The sequence below is a fragment of the Thermostichus sp. MS-CIW-37 genome, from assembly GCF_054060065.1.
On the sequence record NZ_JBSSCV010000013.1, the window covers coordinates 21547 to 36743 of the forward strand.

A 15197-nucleotide genomic window follows, 5' to 3' on the forward strand; every position below is an offset into this window, starting at 1 on the left:
GGCCAGCCATTTCTTGGAAAGGCTCTGCTGTATTGCTTTATCGTTGTTTCAAACAAGATTAAGACACTTTGCCGCCGACTCCTACCCCCACGATAAGAGGGGCGGCTGCGCCGCTCTTCTAAAACCCTTGCCTTTAACCATTCCTGCAGTGCATCCCCCGATTTCTTGGAGGCCTGAGTTGCCAGCACCCTTTCAGGATAGGCTCTCCCTTAGCCGGCGGTTGCCATGGCCTTCAACCCCTTCAAAATCAGGTAGTCCAGAATACTGGTGTTCTCCTCGCCGCGATAATTAAAATTGGAGCGCACCAGCCACAGCCCCTTCTGAGTGCGGCAACAGAGGTTCAGCAGCGTGCGGGCCAAAATCTGTTGACGCGCCTGTAAATCCCGCGCCGCATCGAAAACCTCCCCGTCCCATTCCGGCGTCAGCACACGGCTGTTGTAGAGCACATGCCAGAGGGAGCGGGACCAGCTGGGGTTGGTGATATCAAACCAAAATTGGTAATCCGCCTCCAAACCCCGAGTGATGTAGGCCCCCGGAGTTGCAACTACCAAGTAACGGGAATAGTCGGGCTCGAAGCGGCTGCTGCTGGGGGTCTGTCCCGAGCGGATCATGGCCAAAAAGGCGGGATCCCCTTCGGCGGGGAAGGCCTGGCGAAACCGCCGTGCCGCTTCCATCAACACGCGCAGCAGCTCTTGATCCTGAGGGGAAGCAATCACCGAGGCCAAGTGATCGGCAAAAAACTGCTGGAAGAAAGCGGCCAATGAAGGGCCGGGACGATAGCCGCGCAGCCAATCGAACAGTCGCTGGTAGCGCTCCAGGTTGGCAAACCCCACCCGCTCCGGCTGCCGTACTGCTGTTCGGGGACGCAGAGAACGCCCCACCGGATCCCAGGTATCTTCGGCCAACAGAGCCGCCCGGATGGGATCCAGCCCCAGCACCCAGCTCAACATCAGCCGCCAAGCCGGCAAAGTGGGAAAAGCGCCCCACTCAGGGTGAGCCAATTCTGCTGCCGTCAGCACCGCCCGCACCAAAGGATAGCGGATCAAGGCCGGGAAGGGGGCAATCGACAAAACCGGCACTTCCGACAACTGCTCCTGCAAGCTCAGGCTCACCCCCACATCCATACGGGGCAGCAAAACAGCAATGCGATGGGCCGGGATCCCGGCCCCCAAAAGCCGGCGAATTTGAGCAACCATCACCTCCACTGCCGCAAACTGGGTCTCTTCCTCCAGCGTTTGCACCAGCGGCAGTCCTCCCCCCTGCGGCTCGGGCAGCGGATGAGAAAACTGGGGATCCAACACCCGCGCAATCTGCACCCCTAAGCGGATCATGCCTGCTGAAGCGCGATGGCTCCCCTCCAGAAACCGAACCTGCGTTTTTGCCATCAAGAAGTCAGCTACTGCCTCTGGGATCCCGGTCAAAGAGACCCCGCCGCCGAGGGTGTAGCTGAAAAATTGGCTTTGCAAATGGGCTTGCCCCTGCCGGTAAAACTCCAGCGCCACCCCGCAACTGTCTTCCGCCTGATCTACGATCAGATGATCCCACTCTTGCCAAAACTCCGCCAGCGGCAGGATGTGCTCGCCAAACAGCCGAATTTGCAGGCCAAAATCCAGGGATCCCAACCGAAGCGCTGCCTCCCACAGCCGCCCCACACAGCAGCCCATTGCCTGCAAAGCCTCTGCCCGCCGCGGATCTGCCTCCTCGGGCCAAGCCCGGGCCAGCCGGGATCCCACCACCTCTGCCGGCAAACCCGAAGCCCCCGCAATATAAGCAGCACTGCTGATCTGATCCCAGATCTGGAACTCCTTGAGCCCGACCCCGGCAAAGGCTTCCCCATGCCGAGGGCACAAAGCGCAGGCTCGTTCGCAGAGAAATTGAGTGAGATCTTTGGCCAAGGGGATCGGCTCAAACTGAGGAGGCAACTGAGGAAGGCGGGCACACACCTGCGGCCAATGATCGGCCAGAGAGCGCCCAACCCGCTGCAAGAACGTCTCGATCCGCCACGGCCCCACCAAGCCCGAACTGGACTGCTGCAAGCGCCGCAACACCTCATCCGCTTGCCGTTGACTCCGCACCAAAAACAAGACCCGGCCCGGATCGGATCCCGCCTGCAACAAACTTCGATAGTGATCCACACAAGCCTGGGTCAGCCCACTGCCTGCCCAGCCCATTACACTTTTGAAGGGAGATGGCTTCCCCCGCCAATGGCTCTTTTCTTCCGCCTGAGCTGCTCTCGCCATTGCTGGCCTCCCCAACCAACCCATTTTCTCAGCAAAAGTCTGGACAAACGGGCCTTCGCTTCATTATGATCGTTTTCCGTTGCCAACTAAGCCCATCCGCTTTGGCGACCTGGTGCGCTGCTACCCCAGATACTGCCTCTTTGCAGGCAAGTCTGAGCAGCTCTTAGCAAAAGCAGTTTGGCGTGTAACTTTGGGGTGAACTAGGCGAGAGGATCAGCGTTGCCGATGCTGATCTTAGGCTCTGGGGACAGGGATCCCTGATTCTCCCTGCCTCGCTTTTTCGCCTGAGTTGGCAGACTCAGCCTTGTTCTGAGCTTTCTGCTGCCACGCTGTTGCTGTATGTCTATCCATCCGGCTGACTGAGCCATTGGCCTACAGCCCGCTTCGCGAAAGGTCGGCTGATTGTCGGAGTGAGTCGGCTCTGAATTGATGAAAGCGAGTCGTGCAGGCTCGATTGGAGGTTCTTGTGGCACTTGGCATCCTTGGAAGAAAAGTCGGCATGACCCAGATCTTCTCACCAGAGGGGCTGGCCATTCCGGTTACCGTCGTACAGGCGGGGCCTTGCACCGTGACCCAGATCAAAACCCAGGCCACAGACGGCTACAACGCCATTCAGTTGGGCTACTTGCCCACCACTGAAAAGCATCTCACGCGGGCGCAGCGGGGCCACCTCAGCAAAGCAGGGGTGACAGAGCTGCTGCGCCACCTGCGAGAGTTTCGCGTTGATCAGCCGGAAGCTTACCAATTGGGGCAGAAAATTACCGTCGAGATGTTTTCCCCCGGCCAGTTGGTGGATGTGGCAGGTACCTCCATCGGGCGAGGGTTTACCGGCTATCAAAAGCGCCACCACTTCGGTCGTGGCCCCATGTCCCACGGCTCCAAAAACCACCGCCGACCGGGTTCCATTGGCGCCGGCACAACCCCAGGCCGCGTGTTTCCGGGGATGCGCATGGCAGGGCGGCTGGGAGGTGGCCGAGTCACCACCCGCAAATTGCAGTTGGTGCAGGTGGATCCGGAGCGGGATCTGTTGGTGATTAAGGGCTGCGTGCCCGGCGTAGAAGGAGGGCTGCTGGAGATCACCCCTGCCAAGCAGGTGGGCAACAAGCGTTAGGGGAGGGATCCCTGGGTGAAACCAAGGTTGACCGGCATCCGCAAAGACGAGGGAACCATGGCAAGTTGTGTGGTGAAAAATTGGCAAGGGGAAACGGTGGGCAGCGCGGAGCTGAGCCTTAAAGTTGCTCGTCCCGAAACAGCCGCCCACATCCTCTATCTGGCACTGCGCCGGCAGATGACCAATGCTCGTCAGGGCAACGCCCACACCAAGACCCGAGCTGAGGTGCGCGGCGGCGGTCGCAAGCCTTGGAAGCAGAAAGGCACCGGTCGGGCCCGTGCCGGCTCCATCCGCTCCCCACTTTGGCGCAAAGGGGGGGTGATCTTCGGCCCCCGCAAGCGGGAATACAACCTGGTCATGAACCGCAAAGAACGGCAACTGGCCCTGCGCACCGCTCTGCAAAGTCGGGTGGAAGACCTGATCGTCGTGGAGGATTTCCAGGAGCAGCTCAACCCGCCCAAAACCCGTGCTGTGGCCCAGGCTTTGCTGCGCTGGGGGGTGATGGAAGATCAATCGGCTCTGCTCATCGTTGCCGAACGCTCGGAAGCCGTAGAGCGGGCCGTGCGCAACATCGCCCGCGTTAAGCTGATCGGCCTGGATCAGATCAACGTTTTCGATCTGCTCAACGTCGATTGGGTGCTGATCACCGTTTCTGCCCTAGAGCAGCTCAAGGCCCGTTGGGGATCCGACGCTGCGCCGGCAGTTCTGGAGACTCCCTCTGAGGATGCACCTCAGGCCGACATAGCCGAAGATCAGGCCCTGCCCGGAGATGGGCCGGAAGATCAGGCCGTTCCAGAAAGCGAACACGAGGAAGCAGAGCAAACCCCAGCCCAACCTGAGGCCCAGGAAAACCAAGCTGCCCTCCAAGGACGTCCAGCAGATCCGCAGGGGCCAGAAGAGCAAACCGAAGAGCCCCAAGATCCAGCAGAAGAACTGGCTCAAGGAGCAGAGCCGTCAACGGTAGAAGAGGCCGAAGCAGCCCCAGCAGAGGAGGAAAGCGATGACTGAGAGCAAGCGGATCCTGGCCGACGTCCTGTTGCGCCCCGTCATCACCGAAAAGGCAACCGCCTTGATGGAGCAGCGCAAATATGTCTTTGAAGTGCTGCCCACCGCCACCAAGCCGCTCATCCGAGCTGCCGTCGAAGAAATGTTCCGCGTGCGAGTTACTTCCGTCAACACCCTGAAGCTCCCGCGCAAGCAACGGCGGGTGGGCCGCTTTGTGGGCTACCGCACCCGTCCCAAGCGAGCCATCGTGACCTTGGCGGAGGGAGATTCCATCACCCTCTTCCCGGACACCTGAACGCCCCTTTTGAGCTGTTGTTGTCCCGTCCCCCACCCCTACCTGAGCCATGGGCATTCGTACTCTCCGACCCTACACCCCCAGCACCCGTCACATGACGGTCTCTGACTTCGAGGAGCTGTCCCGTGACGAGAACGGCAAGCGGCCCAGACCGGAAAAGTCGCTGCTGCAATTTATTCACCGCAAGAAAGGGCGCAACAACCGTGGCGTCATCACCTGCCGGCACCGCGGTGGTGGCCACAAGCGGCTTTACCGCATCATCGACTTCCGTCGCGACAAGCGGGGGATCCCGGCGACCGTCAAAACTGTGGAGTACGATCCCAACCGTAGCGCCCACATCTGCCTGGTGGAATACGAAGACGGCGAGAAACGCTACATCCTCGCTCCCCGCAACCTACAGGTGGGAGCCACCATCATGGCCGGGCCAGAGGCCCCCTTTGAGATCGGCAATGCCATGCCCCTGGAGCGGATCCCCTTGGGAACGGTGGTTCACAATGTGGAGCTGTATCCCGGTCGCGGCGGGCAGATCGTTCGCGCCGCCGGGGCTGGCGCTCAAGTGGTGGCCAGAGAAGGCAAATATGTCTCCCTCAAGCTGCCCTCCGGCGAAGTCCGCATGATCCGCGGCGAGTGCTACGCCACCATCGGCCAACTGGGCAACGTTGACCACAACAACATCAGCCTGGGCAAGGCGGGTCGTAGCCGTTGGTTGGGGCGCCGTCCTAAGGTGCGTGGCTCGGTGATGAACCCTGTGGATCATCCCCATGGCGGCGGGGAAGGGCGAGCCCCCATAGGCCGCAGTACCCCTGTCACCCCTTGGGGCAAGCCCACCCTGGGGTACAAGACCCGCAAACGCAACAAGCCCAGCAACAAATTCATCGTGCGCGGTCGCCGTCGCGGAGGCCGCCGGGACAAGGGCGGAAGGGCTGCTCAGTAGCCGCTGGCCATTCGCTCCCCGAAGCTTTTTCGACAGTGAATTGCTTATCAAACGGTTGAGGTTCTTATGGGACGTTCGCTGAAAAAAGGCCCCTTTGTGGATGCCAAGCTGCTTCTCAAGGTGGAGAAGATGAACGAGCGCAACGAGAAACACCTGATCAAGACTTGGTCGCGGGCCAGCACCATCTTGCCGGTCATGATCGGTCACACCATCGCTGTTCACAACGGCAAGCAACATGTGCCCATCTACATCACTGACCAGATGGTGGGTCACAAGCTGGGGGAATTTGTCCCCACCCGTACCTTCCGTGGCCACGCGGGTAGCGACAAAAAAGCCGCCCGCCGTTGAGATAAACAACGAGTAGGACAGTATTGAGCAGGAGGGAGAGCGCCATGGCTGATTCATCCCCTGAGGTTAAAGCGGTAGCCCGCTACATCCGCATGTCCCCCTTCAAAGTGCGGCGGGTGCTGGATCAGATCCGCGGGCGCACCTATGCCGATGCCCTCATCCTGCTGGAGTTCATGCCCTACGCTGCCTGTGAGCCGGTTCGTAAGGTGCTGCGCTCAGCGGTGGCCAACGCAGAGCACAACAACGGCCTGGATCCCCGGGATCTGGTGATCAGCCAAGCCTACGCCGATCAGGGTCCTGTGCTGAAACGGTTTCGCCCCCGCGCCCAAGGGCGGGCCTACCCCATTCGCAAGCGCACCTGCCACATCACCATCGCCGTCCGGCCCATAGGAGCTGAAGTGGTGACAGCTTCCTAACCTTCCGTATTCCCAGACCTCTACCCCTTAACCACCATGGGACAGAAGATCCACCCCACCGGTTTCCGCCTCGGCGTGATTAAAGAACATCGCAGCCGCTGGTTTGCCGATCCGGCCCGCTATCCAGCCCTGTTACAGGAGGATGATCAGATTCGCACCTACCTGACCCAGCAATTGAGCAGTGCTGGCTTGGCCGATATCCAAATTGAACGCAAAGCAGATCAAATTGACCTAGAGATCCGCGCTGCTCGCCCTGGGGTGGTCGTGGGTCGGGGCGGATCCGGCCTAGAGACTTTGCGCCAAGGTCTGCAAAAAGAGCTGAGTTCACGAGGTGGCGGCGAACGAACCATTCGCATCAATGTAGTAGAGGTCACCCGTGCCGACGCCGAAGCGACCTTGCTGGCGGAAAATATCGCCCAACAGTTGGAACGGCGGATTGCTTTTCGCCGCATCGTGCGCCAGGTAATCCAACGGGCCCAGCGGGCAGGCGTACAAGGGATCAAAATCCAAATTGCCGGTCGTCTCAACGGGGCCGAGATCGCCCGCACCGAATGGACGCGGGAGGGGCGGATCCCTTTGCACACCTTGCGGGCCGACATCGACTACGCCGAGCACCTCGCCCATACCACCTTCGGCATCATCGGAGTCAAAGTTTGGGTCTTCAAAGGGGAAGTTCTGCCCGGGCAGGAACGTCACGAACAAAAGTTTCCCCTGCAACAGCCCAAACGTCGGCAGCAGCGGCGGCGGCCCACCTTTGAAGATCGCTCGGCTCAAGCAGAGGCTTGACCGCCGGTTTGGCAATGCCCAGGGATCCCCATCAGTTACCCATGATTGAGGAACGGCCATGTTAAGCCCCAAACGCACCAAATACCGCAAGCAGCAGCGCGGGCGCATGAAAGGCAAAGCGACCCGTGGCAACCGCATCAACTTTGGGGAATACGGCCTTGTGGCCCTAGAACCCGCCTGGATTACAGCTCGACAGATCGAAGCCAGCCGTCGGGCCATGACCCGCTATGTTCGGCGGGGTGGCCAAATCTGGATTCGCATCTTTCCCGACAAGCCCGTTACTCAGCGAGCCGCGGAAACCCGCATGGGATCCGGCAAAGGCAACCCTGAGTACTGGGTTTGTGTCGTCAAGCCAGGCCGTATCCTCTTCGAAATGGGGGGAGTGGCAGAGCCCATCGCCCGCGAGGCCATGCGCCTTGCCGCCCAGAAGCTGCCCATTAAGGTCAAGTTTGTAACCAAAGCCGACTTTGAAAAGCCAGAGCCCGCCCAGGCAACGGCTTCAGAGGTGGCCACCAGCAGTGTATGAGGAGAGTTCAGCCATGCCCATGCCCAAAATTGCTGATGCCCGTGCTTTATCGGACGAAGAGCTGAGCAACGAAATCTACGCCGTCAAGAAAGAGCTGTTTGAGCTGCGTTTGCAGCAGGCCACGCGGCAGTTGAACCAGCCCCATCTCATCCGGCTGCGCAAACACAAGCTGGCGCAACTACTAACTGTGGAGGGAGAGCGTAAGCGGGGCAAACGCCCAACCAAGGAGGAGTAATGGCTGTTCGGGAGAAGATTGGCATTGTTGTCAGCAACAAGATGCAAAAAACGGTGGTTGTTGCTGTGGAAAATCGAGTTGCTCACCCGAAGTACGGCAAGATCGTCGTCAAGACCAAGAAGTTTAAGGCCCACGACGAGGAAAACCGCTGTCAAGAAGGGGATCTGGTGCGCATCACGGAAACCCGTCCCCTTAGCCGCACCAAGCGTTGGCAAGTTGCCGAAATCCTGAGGGAGGTGAAGAAACTATGATTCAGCAGCAAACTATGCTGACGGTGGCCGACAACACCGGTGCTCGCAAGATGATGTGCATTCGCGTGCTGGGCAGCAGTGGCCGTCGCTACGCCAGCTTGGGCGATGTGATCATTGGTGTCGTCAAGGATGCCCTGCCCAACATGCCCGTCAAAAAATCCGATGTTGTCAAGGCCGTTGTTATCCGCACCGTCGATACGGTACGTCGCCCTGACGGCATGTGCATCCGCTTCGACGACAATGCTGCCGTGATCATCAACAATGATGGCAATCCCCGTGGAACTCGTGTTTTCGGCCCTGTAGCCCGCGAGCTGCGGGAGAAAAACTTCACCAAGATCATCTCCCTGGCCCCGGAGGTACTCTGATGGTTCGCCCCCTCAAACCCAGCCAAATTCGGCGCTTAGTTCGGCGACCGGGCATTCGCAAGCACCGCAACAGCCTGCGCTACAAAATGCGTATCAAGCAAGGGGATACCGTGCAGGTGATCTCCGGCGATGACAAAGGCAAAATCGGCGAGGTGCTGCGGGTCTTTCCCGAACGCAACATGGTTTTGGTGGAAGGGGTTAACATTGTTACCTACCACTGCAAACCTCAGCGAGAAGGGGAAAGTGGCCGGATTGAGACCAAGGAAGCCCCCATTCCCGTCTGCAAAGTGATGGCCTATTCCAAGAAGCAGGAAGTGGCCAGCCGCATCGGCTATCAAATCACCGCCGATGGTCGCAAAGTCCGCGTCCTTAAGAAAACAGGCGAGATCCTCGACTAGGCATTACATTCTTTTTTCCATCATTGGTCTGGCTCTGACCCAGCCCAGAGCCGCAAGGAGAAGCCACCATGCCCCAACGTCTGCAAATCCTCTACAACACCGTCATCGTCCCCAAGCTGCAAAAGGAGTTGGGCTACACCAACATCCACCAGGTGCCCCGCCTGGAGAAGATCGTCATCAACCGCGGCTTGGGGGAAGCTTCCCAAAATGCCAAGGCTCTGGAATCTTCCATTGCCGAGATCAGCGCCATCACCGGTCAGCGTCCGGTGATCACCCGCGCCAAAAAGGCAATTGCCAGCTTCAAGATTCGCAAGGGCATGCCGGTTGGCCTGATGGTAACCCTACGGCGGGAGCGCATGTATGCGTTTTTGGATCGCCTGATCAACATTGCTCTGCCCCGTATCCGTGACTTCCGCGGCGTCAGCCCCAAAGCCTTTGATGGACGAGGCAACTACACCCTGGGCATCCGCGAACAACTGATTTTTCCCGAAATCAACTATGACTCTGTAGATCAGTTGCGAGGTATGGATATTTCAATTGTGACCACTGCTAAAACCGACGAAGAGGGCCGTGCCCTGCTCAAAGCGTTTGGCATGCCCTTTGCCTCCTAGGTTGCCCACCCTGACTTTTCTTGATCTGCATCGATCTTCCGAGGAGCACTGACCCACCGATGGCCCACACCAACGACACGATCGCCGATATGCTCACCCGCATTCGCAATGCCACCATGGCTCGGCACGAGTCGGTGGCAGTTCCGGCCACACGCATGACCCGCAGCATCGCTCGCGTTCTTCATGAGGAAGGGTTTGTCAGCGAATGGAAAGAGGAGGGAGAAGGGATCCAAGCCCGGGTGGTGTTGCGATTGAAGTACAAAGGCAAAGGCCGCAACTGCAGGCCCATCATCAATGGTCTAAAGCGGGTGAGCCGACCGGGTCTGCGGGTTTACCGCAACCACAAAGAGCTGCCCCGAGTGCTGGGAGGAATTGGAATTGCCATCATCTCCACCTCCAACGGCATTATGACCGACCGGGAGGCTCGTAAGCAGGGCATTGGCGGCGAAGTCCTCTGCCTTGTCTACTAGACATTAAGTTTTCTCTGGTCAGGAGTTTTTCCCATGTCCCGTATTGGTAGACGCCCCATCGCCCTTCCTGCCAAGGTGGAGATCCAGATCGACGGCCAACACATTGCAGTGAAAGGCCCGAAAGGTCAACTGTCCCGCAGTTTACCGCCCTTGATCACAGTCCAGCAAAACGCTCAGACGCTCACAGTCAGCCGTCTCAACGATTCTCGGCCTGCCCGCCAACTCCACGGCCTTTGCCGCACCTTGGTCGCCAACATGGTCGATGGAGTATCCAAGGGATTTGAGCGGCGGCTGGAATTGGTGGGCGTGGGCTACCGGGCTGCCATCCAAGGCAGCAAGTTGGTTTTGAACGTTGGCTACAGCCATCCTGTGGAGATCCCCTTTCCCCCTGGCATCCAAATTGCCGTTGAGGGAAACAACATCATTGTTGTCTCAGGCACAGATAAAGAACTGGTGGGCAATACTGCCGCCCGTATCCGAGCCGTCCGGCCCCCAGAGCCCTACAAGGGGAAAGGGATCCGTTATCTAGGGGAACAAGTTCGCCGCAAGGCAGGTAAATCGGGGAAAGCGAAGAAGTGAATAGCCTATGAAAGCCAGCCGCAAAATCACCACCCAACGTCGTCATCGGCGCATTCGCCGCAAAGTCTTCGGCACTGCCGAGCGGCCTCGCCTGGCCGTGTTTCGCTCCCATCGACACATCTACGCCCAGGTGATCGACGATGTAGCCCAGCATACCTTAGCCTCCGCCTCCACCTTGGACAGGGAGCTGCGCGAAAAATTCAAAGAAACCGGGACGGCTACTCAAGAAGCGGCTGCCTTGGTGGGCCGCTCAGTTGCCGAACGAGCCTTACAGATGGGCATTTCCCGCGTGGTTTTCGATCGGGGGGGCAAGCTTTATCACGGGCGCGTTCAAGCCCTGGCAGAAGCTGCCCGAGAAGCAGGGTTACAGTTCTAGCTACTGAGGACACAGCACATGGCTGAGCAGAGGGAACGTCGCAGAAGCAAGAAAAGCCGCGAAGAGCAGCCCACGGAGTGGCAAGAGCGGGTCATCCAGATTCGGCGCGTCACCAAGGTGGTCAAGGGCGGCAAGAAGTTGAGCTTCCGCGCTGTGGTGGTGGTCGGCAACGAGCGCGGCCAAGTCGGGGTTGGCGTAGGCAAAGCCAACGACGTGATTGGAGCAGTACGCAAGGGGGTTGTGGACGGTAAAAAGCACCTCATTGAGGTGCCCCTCACCAAAGGTTTGTCCGTACCCCATCCCATGCAGGGGGCAGGCGGCGGTGCCACCGTCTTGGTCATGCCAGCAGCTCCCGGCACAGGCGTCATCGCAGGGGGGGCAGTCCGCACCGTTCTGGAGCTGGCAGGAGTACGCAACAGCTTGGCCAAGCAACTGGGATCCAGCAACCCCCTCAACAATGCCCGTGCTACCATCGATGCGCTGCGGCGGATGCGTACCTTTAAGCAGGTGGCCCAAGACCGAGACATCGATGTGCGCCGCCTATTGGGCAAGTGATGGACAGGTGATATTGAGCAAGTGAGCTAGAGGTAGACATGCGACTGGAAGACATTCGGCCTCAAGCAGGTTCGACGCGGCGGCGGCGGCGGCTAGGTCGTGGCGTTTCTGCCGGGCAGGGGGCCTCCTGTGGCAAGGGGATGCGGGGGCAAAAGGCCCGCAAGGGGGGTGGTACACGACCCGGCTTTGAAGGGGGGCAGACTCCCCTCTACCGGCGTTTGCCCAAGCTTAAGCATTTCCCCCGCTACACGCGGCGTCTGGAATACACCCTGGTCAACCTGCGCGCCTTGGCGGATCTGCCTGCCGGCAGCGAGGTCAGCCTGCAAAGCTTAATGGAACGAGGGATCGTCACCACCAACGATGGCCCGCTAAAGATCTTGGGGGATGGGGAAGTCAGCGTGCCCCTGACGATCAGGGCGGCGGCTATTACCGCTTCAGCCAAAGCCAAGATCGAGGCAGCCGGAGGTCGGGTGGAGATTTTGGGATCCTAAACCCCTTCTTCCTGTTGCTCTGGCCGGCTTCTGCCGGGTGGCGCTGAGTTGCACTTTTTTGATTTTGCTTTGATTTTGCCGACTGCTCCACCAGCAGCGTAGAGTGGTAGATAGCTAACCTTGCCCTTTGCTCCTGCGAGATTCTCTTCCCTATGGTTGACACACGAGGTTCCGCCCCCTCTGCCCAAGAGACCTTTATGCAGATGGCTATGGCCTCTGGCCTGCGCAGCCGTCTGTTTCTCACCTTGGGCTTGCTGCTGTTGGTCAGACTGGGCATTTACATCCCCATTCCCAGTATCGATCGGGCCCGCTTTGCTGCCGAAGCTGCCAACAGCCCTGTGTTTGGCTTGCTGGATGTCTTCTCCGGCGGGGGGATTTCTGCTTTGGGAATTTTCGCCCTTGGGATCCTGCCCTTCATCAATGCCTCAATTATCATGCAGTTGCTGATCTCGGCCATTCCAGCCTTGGAGAACCTGCAGAAAAACGAGGGAGAACAGGGGCGGCGGCAGATTTCTCAATACACCCGCTATGTCACCTTGGGCTGGGCCATCATCCAGGGCATTGGCATTTCCTTTTGGGTGCGGGAGTTTGCCAGTACCACCAATGAGTTGGCCTTCATGGCCTCCACCACCTTGGCTCTGGCGGCAGGATCCATGTTTGTGATGTGGCTGGGAGAGATGATCACGGAGAAAGGGGTGGGAAGTGGCCCTTCGCTCTTGATCTTCGTCAACATTGTTGCCACTCTGCCCCGTGCCCTCGGACAGACTATTAGCCTGGCCCGTGCCGATAGCAGCACCATCGGTGGCATCTTGCTGTTGCTGGCAATCTTTTTGGTCACCATTGTCGGCATTGTCTTTGTCCAAGAAGGCAGCCGCAAGATCCCTATCGTCTACGCCAAGCGCCAGGTGGGCAACAAGCTGTTCCGCGAGCAGAAAAGCTATCTGCCCCTGAGGCTAAACCAAGGGGGGGTGATGCCGATCATCTTCGCCTACTCGGTGATGTCTCTGCCTTTGGCCTTGGCCCAGTACACCCAAAACCTGACCTTGGTGCAGGTGGCCAACTTCCTATCCCCCACCTCCTGGTTCTACATTCCCTTCTATTTCGTGCTGATCCTCTTCTTCAGCTACTTCTACGCCTCTTTGCTCATCAACCCGGTGGATCTGGCTCAAAACTTGAAGAAGATGGGGGCCAGCATTCCAGGGGTACGCCCGGGCAAGGCCACTGCCGAGTATGTCGAAGGGATCCTCAACCGCCTGACGCTGCTGGGGGCTTTGTTCCTGTGCGCGGTGGCCATCATCCCGACGACGGTGGAACGGGCAACCGGCATCACCACTTTCCAAGGTTTGGGGGCGACCTCGCTGCTGATTTTGGTGGGGGTGGCGATCGAGACCTCCAAGCAGATCCAGACTTATGTCATCTCACAACGCTACGAAGGGATGGTCAAACAGTAGTGCCGAGGTTGATCTTTCTGGGGCCGCCGGGGGCGGGCAAAGGTACACAGGCGGAGCGGCTGGCGGCCATTTACCACACGCCCAAAATTTCCACAGGCGATCTGTTGCGGGCCGAGGTGAAAGCCCAAACGCCCCTGGGGTGCCAGGCCAAGGTTTACATGGATGCGGGAGAGCTGGTGCCTGACGAGGTGCTGATCGGAATGGTGAAGGGGCAGTTGCAGCAATCTCCAGAGCAGGGCTGGATCCTAGATGGATTTCCTCGCACCTTAGCCCAGGCAGAGGCCTTGGAAGAACTGCTGCAGGAGCTGGGCCAAGATTATGACTACGTCCTCAACTTGGAGGTGCCGGATGAGGTGGTGGTGGCCCGGCTGCTGGCCCGGGGCAAGGAACAGGGGCGCAGCGATGATGCGGATCGGTCGGTGATTCTCAAGCGTCTGGAGGTCTATCGGCAGCAGACGGCTCCCCTAATTGATTTTTATGAGGCCAAGGGACGCTTGCAGCGGGTCAACGGCAACCAGCCGATGGAATCCGTACAGGAACATCTGCAGGCTCTTTTGGAAGGCTTCAGGAGGACGGCGTGATCAGAGCAGGAACTGGAAATCCCTCCCAGCGGCGGGGCATGCAGCTTATTGAGATCAAATCTCGCCGCGAAGTGGAGAAAATGCGGCGGGCCGGTCGGGTGGTGGCCCAAGTATTGCAGGAGATCGCGGAGCGCCTAGAGCCGGGCTGGACTACGGCAGATATCGATACCTATGCTGAGAGACGGGTGGCCCAACTCAATGCTTTGCCCAGTTTCAAGGGCTACTACGGCTTTCCCGCCTGCGTTTGTGTCAGTGTCAACCATGAGGTGGTGCACGGGATCCCCAGTCCCCGCAAAGTGGTGCAGCCGGGAGATGTGGTCAAAGTGGATTTTGGCGCCATCGTCGAGGGCTGGCATGCGGACTCCTGTATCACCATCGGCCTGGAACCCCTGAGCGACGCAGCCCGGGATCTGATCGATACAGCGGCCAAGGCCCTGCAGACGGGCATCGACTGTGTGCGCCACGGCGTTTGGCTTCAGGATGTCTCGGGTGCCATTGAAGATTACATCGAGGGGCGGGGCTACTCGGTGGTGAAGCAGTATGTTGGTCACGGGGTGGGGCGCAACCTGCACGAGGAGCCGCAATTTCCCAACTATCGCACCCGCGATCTGCCCAATCCCAAGCTGCGCTCCGGCATGACAGTGGCCATTGAGCCGATGGTGAATGCGGGGGGAGAGGCAACCCGAGTGTTGCCAGACCAATGGACGGTGGTCACAGTAGATGGCTCTTGGTCAGCTCAGTTTGAGCACACGGTCTTGGTCACCGAGTCTGGAGCAGAAATTTTGACCGATCGCACGCCTTTTCAGTCCTAAGGGATCCCCTGATGAAGGACTGCAACGGTTAGGATAGAAGAGATGGAGTATATTTTCATTTCTTAACAGCGCGTGTCGTCGCGGCTGTGGATTGTTCTGTTGTTTGTTATGTCGTTTTTGGGAGGGCTCATTGTCTAAGGAAGATGCCATTGAAATGGAGGGGGTTGTTACGGAATCCCTGCCCAACGCCATGTTCCGAGTGGATCTGGACAACGGCTTCAACGTGCTCGCTCATATCTCCGGCAAAATTCGCCGCAACTACATCAAGATCTTGCCCGGCGACCGGGTTAAGGTGGAGCTGAGCCCCTATGACCTCAACAAAGGGCGCATCACCTACCGCCTTAAGAAAAAGTAAGTTCCC

General features: G+C 58.9%; 23 protein-coding genes. 22 read left to right on the forward strand and 1 reads right to left on the reverse strand.

Annotation, left to right across the window (positions count from 1 at the left end):
* Positions 1 to 209 precede the first annotated feature (209 nt).
* On the reverse strand, positions 210 to 2240 hold the full coding sequence (locus ACVWYZ_RS07510) for a hypothetical protein (protein WP_457466682.1): 2031 nt from the start codon (positions 2238 to 2240) through the stop codon (positions 210 to 212).
* Between the two features lie 466 nt (positions 2241 to 2706).
* On the opposite strand from ACVWYZ_RS07510, the gene rplC reads away from it, so the two are divergent.
* From rplC to infA, 22 genes are all read left to right on the forward strand, one after another.
* Complete coding sequence (rplC, locus tag ACVWYZ_RS07515; RefSeq protein WP_457466683.1) at positions 2707 to 3351, forward strand: 50S ribosomal protein L3; 645 nt, start codon at positions 2707 to 2709, stop codon at positions 3349 to 3351.
* 15 nt (positions 3352 to 3366) lie between these two features.
* Positions 3367 to 4359 (forward strand): 50S ribosomal protein L4, encoded by a 993-nt coding sequence (rplD, locus tag ACVWYZ_RS07520; RefSeq protein WP_457466684.1) that lies wholly within the window; start codon positions 3367 to 3369, stop codon positions 4357 to 4359.
* Positions 4352 to 4651, forward strand: coding sequence for a 50S ribosomal protein L23 (locus tag ACVWYZ_RS07525; RefSeq protein ID WP_414330452.1), 300 nt, complete (start codon positions 4352 to 4354; stop codon positions 4649 to 4651). Before rplD ends, ACVWYZ_RS07525 begins: the two co-directional genes overlap by 8 nt.
* A gap of 49 nt (positions 4652 to 4700) precedes the next feature.
* Positions 4701 to 5585, forward strand: a complete 885-nt coding sequence (rplB, locus tag ACVWYZ_RS07530; protein WP_414374544.1) for a 50S ribosomal protein L2 — start codon at positions 4701 to 4703, stop codon at positions 5583 to 5585.
* Positions 5586 to 5651: 66 nt separating this feature from the next.
* Complete coding sequence (rpsS, locus tag ACVWYZ_RS07535) at positions 5652 to 5933, forward strand: 30S ribosomal protein S19 (RefSeq protein WP_011434156.1); 282 nt, start codon at positions 5652 to 5654, stop codon at positions 5931 to 5933.
* Between the two features lie 44 nt (positions 5934 to 5977).
* Positions 5978 to 6349 carry a 50S ribosomal protein L22 gene (rplV, locus tag ACVWYZ_RS07540; protein ID WP_414355949.1) on the forward strand — a complete coding sequence of 124 codons (372 nt, stop codon included), beginning with the start codon at positions 5978 to 5980 and terminating at the stop codon, positions 6347 to 6349.
* 36 nt (positions 6350 to 6385) lie between these two features.
* A complete protein-coding gene (gene rpsC, locus ACVWYZ_RS07545; protein ID WP_414355948.1) occupies positions 6386 to 7135 on the forward strand; it encodes a 30S ribosomal protein S3 in 750 nt (249 codons plus the stop codon).
* A gap of 58 nt (positions 7136 to 7193) precedes the next feature.
* The gene (gene rplP / locus ACVWYZ_RS07550) at positions 7194 to 7661 is read left to right on the forward strand and encodes a 50S ribosomal protein L16 (protein ID WP_011434159.1); all 468 of its coding nucleotides are present in this window, start codon (positions 7194 to 7196) and stop codon (positions 7659 to 7661) included.
* Between the two features lie 13 nt (positions 7662 to 7674).
* On the forward strand, positions 7675 to 7896 hold the full coding sequence (rpmC, locus tag ACVWYZ_RS07555) for a 50S ribosomal protein L29 (protein ID WP_011434160.1): 222 nt from the start codon (positions 7675 to 7677) through the stop codon (positions 7894 to 7896).
* The gene (gene rpsQ, locus ACVWYZ_RS07560) at positions 7896 to 8147 is read left to right on the forward strand and encodes a 30S ribosomal protein S17 (RefSeq protein ID WP_011434161.1); all 252 of its coding nucleotides are present in this window, start codon (positions 7896 to 7898) and stop codon (positions 8145 to 8147) included. Before rpmC ends, rpsQ begins: the two co-directional genes overlap by 1 nt.
* Positions 8144 to 8512 carry a 50S ribosomal protein L14 gene (gene rplN, locus ACVWYZ_RS07565; RefSeq protein WP_011434162.1) on the forward strand — a complete coding sequence of 123 codons (369 nt, stop codon included), beginning with the start codon at positions 8144 to 8146 and terminating at the stop codon, positions 8510 to 8512. The genes rpsQ and rplN overlap by 4 nt, the downstream gene beginning before the upstream one ends.
* Positions 8512 to 8910 carry a 50S ribosomal protein L24 gene (gene rplX, locus ACVWYZ_RS07570; RefSeq protein WP_457466685.1) on the forward strand — a complete coding sequence of 133 codons (399 nt, stop codon included), beginning with the start codon at positions 8512 to 8514 and terminating at the stop codon, positions 8908 to 8910. Before rplN ends, rplX begins: the two co-directional genes overlap by 1 nt.
* A 68-nt stretch (positions 8911 to 8978) precedes the next feature.
* The gene (gene rplE, locus ACVWYZ_RS07575; protein ID WP_414355946.1) at positions 8979 to 9521 is read left to right on the forward strand and encodes a 50S ribosomal protein L5; all 543 of its coding nucleotides are present in this window, start codon (positions 8979 to 8981) and stop codon (positions 9519 to 9521) included.
* 59 nt (positions 9522 to 9580) lie between these two features.
* The gene (gene rpsH, locus ACVWYZ_RS07580; protein ID WP_011434165.1) at positions 9581 to 9991 is read left to right on the forward strand and encodes a 30S ribosomal protein S8; all 411 of its coding nucleotides are present in this window, start codon (positions 9581 to 9583) and stop codon (positions 9989 to 9991) included.
* 33 nt (positions 9992 to 10024) lie between these two features.
* The gene (rplF, locus tag ACVWYZ_RS07585; RefSeq protein WP_414355944.1) at positions 10025 to 10570 is read left to right on the forward strand and encodes a 50S ribosomal protein L6; all 546 of its coding nucleotides are present in this window, start codon (positions 10025 to 10027) and stop codon (positions 10568 to 10570) included.
* Positions 10571 to 10577: 7 nt separating this feature from the next.
* Positions 10578 to 10946 (forward strand): 50S ribosomal protein L18, encoded by a 369-nt coding sequence (rplR, locus tag ACVWYZ_RS07590; RefSeq protein ID WP_414355943.1) that lies wholly within the window; start codon positions 10578 to 10580, stop codon positions 10944 to 10946.
* Between the two features lie 18 nt (positions 10947 to 10964).
* Entirely contained in the window at positions 10965 to 11501 is a 537-nt protein-coding gene (gene rpsE, locus ACVWYZ_RS07595; RefSeq protein ID WP_414344276.1) for a 30S ribosomal protein S5, read from the forward strand.
* A gap of 38 nt (positions 11502 to 11539) precedes the next feature.
* Positions 11540 to 11992: a 50S ribosomal protein L15 gene (rplO, locus tag ACVWYZ_RS07600; protein WP_414355942.1), complete on the forward strand. Its 453-nt coding sequence runs from the start codon at positions 11540 to 11542 to the stop codon at positions 11990 to 11992.
* A gap of 152 nt (positions 11993 to 12144) precedes the next feature.
* Positions 12145 to 13443 carry a preprotein translocase subunit SecY gene (secY, locus tag ACVWYZ_RS07605; protein WP_457466686.1) on the forward strand — a complete coding sequence of 433 codons (1299 nt, stop codon included), beginning with the start codon at positions 12145 to 12147 and terminating at the stop codon, positions 13441 to 13443.
* Complete coding sequence (locus ACVWYZ_RS07610) at positions 13443 to 14024, forward strand: adenylate kinase (RefSeq protein ID WP_011434171.1); 582 nt, start codon at positions 13443 to 13445, stop codon at positions 14022 to 14024. The genes secY and ACVWYZ_RS07610 overlap by 1 nt, the downstream gene beginning before the upstream one ends.
* Before the next feature lie 38 nt (positions 14025 to 14062).
* Entirely contained in the window at positions 14063 to 14836 is a 774-nt protein-coding gene (gene map, locus ACVWYZ_RS07615) for a type I methionyl aminopeptidase (protein ID WP_414344308.1), read from the forward strand.
* Between the two features lie 130 nt (positions 14837 to 14966).
* Positions 14967 to 15191 (forward strand): translation initiation factor IF-1, encoded by a 225-nt coding sequence (gene infA / locus ACVWYZ_RS07620; protein WP_011434173.1) that lies wholly within the window; start codon positions 14967 to 14969, stop codon positions 15189 to 15191.
* Positions 15192 to 15197: the final 6 nt, after the last annotated feature.

What these genes read in the sequence shown, in the direction of transcription:
- ACVWYZ_RS07510 (WP_457466682.1), bottom strand. Translation starts at nt 2,240, where the DNA reads ATGGCGAGAGCAGCTCAGGCGGAAGAAAAGAGCCATTGGCGGGGGAAG.
- ACVWYZ_RS07525 (WP_414330452.1), top strand. Translation starts at nt 4,352, where the DNA reads ATGACTGAGAGCAAGCGGATCCTGGCCGACGTCCTGTTGCGCCCCGTC.
- rplB (WP_414374544.1), top strand. Translation starts at nt 4,701, where the DNA reads ATGGGCATTCGTACTCTCCGACCCTACACCCCCAGCACCCGTCACATG.
- rpsS (WP_011434156.1), top strand. Translation starts at nt 5,652, where the DNA reads ATGGGACGTTCGCTGAAAAAAGGCCCCTTTGTGGATGCCAAGCTGCTT.
- rplV (WP_414355949.1), top strand. Translation starts at nt 5,978, where the DNA reads ATGGCTGATTCATCCCCTGAGGTTAAAGCGGTAGCCCGCTACATCCGC.
- rpsC (WP_414355948.1), top strand. Translation starts at nt 6,386, where the DNA reads ATGGGACAGAAGATCCACCCCACCGGTTTCCGCCTCGGCGTGATTAAA.
- rplP (WP_011434159.1), top strand. Translation starts at nt 7,194, where the DNA reads ATGTTAAGCCCCAAACGCACCAAATACCGCAAGCAGCAGCGCGGGCGC.
- rpmC (WP_011434160.1), top strand. Translation starts at nt 7,675, where the DNA reads ATGCCCATGCCCAAAATTGCTGATGCCCGTGCTTTATCGGACGAAGAG.
- rpsQ (WP_011434161.1), top strand. Translation starts at nt 7,896, where the DNA reads ATGGCTGTTCGGGAGAAGATTGGCATTGTTGTCAGCAACAAGATGCAA.
- rplN (WP_011434162.1), top strand. Translation starts at nt 8,144, where the DNA reads ATGATTCAGCAGCAAACTATGCTGACGGTGGCCGACAACACCGGTGCT.
- rplX (WP_457466685.1), top strand. Translation starts at nt 8,512, where the DNA reads ATGGTTCGCCCCCTCAAACCCAGCCAAATTCGGCGCTTAGTTCGGCGA.
- rplE (WP_414355946.1), top strand. Translation starts at nt 8,979, where the DNA reads ATGCCCCAACGTCTGCAAATCCTCTACAACACCGTCATCGTCCCCAAG.
- rpsH (WP_011434165.1), top strand. Translation starts at nt 9,581, where the DNA reads ATGGCCCACACCAACGACACGATCGCCGATATGCTCACCCGCATTCGC.
- rplF (WP_414355944.1), top strand. Translation starts at nt 10,025, where the DNA reads ATGTCCCGTATTGGTAGACGCCCCATCGCCCTTCCTGCCAAGGTGGAG.
- rplR (WP_414355943.1), top strand. Translation starts at nt 10,578, where the DNA reads ATGAAAGCCAGCCGCAAAATCACCACCCAACGTCGTCATCGGCGCATT.
- rpsE (WP_414344276.1), top strand. Translation starts at nt 10,965, where the DNA reads ATGGCTGAGCAGAGGGAACGTCGCAGAAGCAAGAAAAGCCGCGAAGAG.
- rplO (WP_414355942.1), top strand. Translation starts at nt 11,540, where the DNA reads ATGCGACTGGAAGACATTCGGCCTCAAGCAGGTTCGACGCGGCGGCGG.
- secY (WP_457466686.1), top strand. Translation starts at nt 12,145, where the DNA reads ATGGTTGACACACGAGGTTCCGCCCCCTCTGCCCAAGAGACCTTTATG.
- map (WP_414344308.1), top strand. Translation starts at nt 14,063, where the DNA reads ATGCAGCTTATTGAGATCAAATCTCGCCGCGAAGTGGAGAAAATGCGG.